The following is a 2,630-nucleotide window of genomic DNA, read 5'->3' on the forward strand; positions in this document are numbered from 1 at the left end:
TGGGGATTCCGACGATGTCGGCCGCCTGTTCCGAGGCGAAGTCGGCCACTGATTCCGACGTCATGTCGGCCGGCCATTCCGATTGATGTCGGCCGGGTGGCTGCTCGTCAGCGGGCAGATTGTTGTCTCCATCGGGTAGGCGGTTCAGGTCAAGCGTCTGGTGCTGTTGCGGCCGTCCGCTTCCGTCGCAGGCTGTCGCCGCGGAGTTGGATGCGGTGGGCGTTGTGGACCAGGCGATCCAGGATGGCATCGGCCAGCGTCGGGTCACCGATCAGGTCGTGCCAGCGGTCCACCGGCACCTGGCTGGTGATCAGCGTGGCGCCGCGGCCGTAGCGGTCTTCCATGAGCTCCAGCAGGTCGCGCCGCTGTTCCGGCCCCAGCGGCTCGAGACCCCAGTCATCCAGGATCAGCACTTTCACCGCGCCCAGTGTGCGCATCAGCCGCGCATGCCGCCCGTCGCCGCGCGCCAGGCCGAGGTCAGCGAACAGCCGCGGCACCCGCTGGTAGAGCACGGAGTGGTTGTCGCGGCAGGCCTTCTGGCCAAGGGCACAGGCCAGCCAGGACTTCCCGACGCCGGTCGGCCCCTCGATGATCAGGTTCTCCCGCGCCTCGATCCAGCCGCCCAGCGCCAGCTTCTGGAACAGCGCCCGGTCGAGGCCGCGGCTGGAGCGCCAGTCGATGTCCTCGATGCTGGCCTGGTGCCGCAGCTTGGCGAACCGCAGCCGCGCCTTCAGCCGCCGGTCCTGGCGATCAGCGATCTCGCGGTCGAGCAGCAGGCCGAGCCATTCGGCAGGGGCAAGCTCGCCGCCGCTGCGGCTCTGCAGATCCTCGAATGCCCGCGCCATACCGGCGAGGCCGAGCTGGCGCAGCTGGTCGAGGGTGGGATGGGTCAGCATGGTCTCTCTCCTCAATGGTAGTAGCCGGAACCCCGGATGTTCGGGTGCAGCAGGGGCAGCTCGTCGCTCTCCGGCGGCCGGCGCGGCGCGGGTTGACGGTCAAGGCCGTTCTGCAGGATCGACTGGATGGAGCCGTAGGACCGGGCGCCGATCTCGAGGCCTCGCGTGCAGGCGGCCTCCAGCCGGTCCCGCCCATAGGTCCGCAGCAGCCGCAGGATGCCGAGGCAGGCGCGGAACCCCTGCTCGGGATGGGGACGGCTCTCGAGAATGATCGCCGTTAGCGCCGCGGTGGACGGACCGATGGCCGCCGCCTCCCGCCCGATCCGCTCGATCGTCCATTCGGCATGGCGCCGGTGCGCCTGTGGCATGTGCTCGGTGAGCGTGGTGTGCCGGCCGCGCAGGCCGCCACGGACGTGGACGGCGACGCGCTCGCCCTTGTGGAACAACTCCACCGTCCGGGCGGTGACGCGGGCCTCTACCTGCTGCCGCAGCAGCCGGTGCGGCGCCGAGTAGTAATGGCCGTCGACATCGACGTGGTAGTCGAGCCCGACACGGCGGATCCGCCATTCGGCATAGACGAACGGCTCCGCCGGCAGGGCCGCCAGTGCCGGGCGGTCCAGCTCCTCGAACAACTGCCGCCGGCTGACCCCGAGCCTGCGCATCGGCCGACCGTTCAGGTCCACCAGCAGCGCCGCGATCGCCACGTTCAGCGCCGCCAGCGAGCCGAACCGCTGATGCCGGAGCCGCGCCAGTATCCAGCGCTCCACCACCAGCACGCCGGCCTCGACCTTGGCTTTGTCGCGTGGCCGCCGGATCCGCGCCGGCAGGATCGCCGTACTGTAGTGGGCGGCCAGGTCCCGGTAGGTCGGGTTGAGCCCGGGCTCATACCAGTTGGCCCGCAGTACGCCGCTCCGCAGGTTGTCCGGCACGATCTGCCGCGGCACCCCGCCGAGGAACTCCAGCGCCCGCACATGGGCGCCAGTCCAATCCGGCAGGGACTGGGTCCACACCGCCTCGGCATAGGTGTAGCTCGACGCCCCCAGCACCGCGACGAACACCTGCGCCGTCCGCACCTCGCCAGTGGCGGGATCAATCACCTCCGCCGTCTGCCCGGCGAAGTCGACGAACAGCCGCTCCCCCGCCGGGTGCACCTGCCGCATCGTCGGCGACAGCCGGCCCTCCCAGCCCCGGTAGAGGTCGCACCAGCGGCTGTAGCCGTAACCGCCAGGCTGCTCGCGCCGGTACTCATCCCACAGCAGCATCAGCGTCACGCCAGGCCGCCGCAGTTCGCGGTGCACCACCACCCAGTCCGGCTCGACCTTTCGCCGCAACCCAGCCGGCGCCCCGCCACCGGCGAACAGCAGCGCCTCCAGTGCGCCATCCGTCACCGTCGCCGGCAGCGGCCAGGTCAGCCCCGCCGCCGCCGCCCGGTCCAGGCACAGCCGCGCCGTGCTGCGCGCAACGCCCACCGAGCGCGCGATCGCCCGGTCGGTCGCGCCCACCTCGTACTTTAGCCGCAGGATCTCTCGTACGCGTCGCATCGACACTCTCTCGGCCGGCATCCAGGTCCCCCTTTCGCGTCCATCGCGAAGGGGGCCCGGACCCCGCCCAGCCGTCGAGCAACCACCACCCCTGGAGGGGTGGCCGACATCAAATCGGAATGGCCGACTTCATCTCGGAATCACTGGCCGACATCAAATCGGAAACGGTGGCCGACTTCCGTCGGAATCCGCA

2 protein-coding genes are annotated in these 2,630 nt (G+C 70.6%); both read right to left on the minus strand.

The window, feature by feature from the left end:
• Positions 1 to 149: 149 nt before the first annotated feature.
• Positions 150 to 896 (minus strand): IS21-like element helper ATPase IstB, encoded by a 747-nt coding sequence (istB, locus tag FHS87_RS23100; RefSeq protein ID WP_184522215.1) that lies wholly within the window; start codon positions 894 to 896, stop codon positions 150 to 152.
• Between the two features lie 11 nt (positions 897 to 907).
• The gene (gene istA, locus FHS87_RS23105) at positions 908 to 2,437 is read right to left on the minus strand and encodes an IS21 family transposase (RefSeq protein WP_184522218.1); all 1,530 of its coding nucleotides are present in this window, start codon (positions 2,435 to 2,437) and stop codon (positions 908 to 910) included.
• Between the last annotated feature and the right edge of the window lie 193 nt (positions 2,438 to 2,630).

The organism is Muricoccus pecuniae, from assembly GCF_014199205.1.
GTDB classification, from domain to species: domain Bacteria; phylum Pseudomonadota; class Alphaproteobacteria; order Acetobacterales; family Acetobacteraceae; genus Roseomonas; species Roseomonas pecuniae.

Coding starts and splice junctions, on each gene's coding strand:
- istB (WP_184522215.1), bottom strand. CDS start 896: ATGCTGACCCATCCCACCCTCGACCAGCTGCGCCAGCTCGGCCTCGCC.
- istA (WP_184522218.1), bottom strand. CDS start 2,437: ATGCGACGCGTACGAGAGATCCTGCGGCTAAAGTACGAGGTGGGCGCG.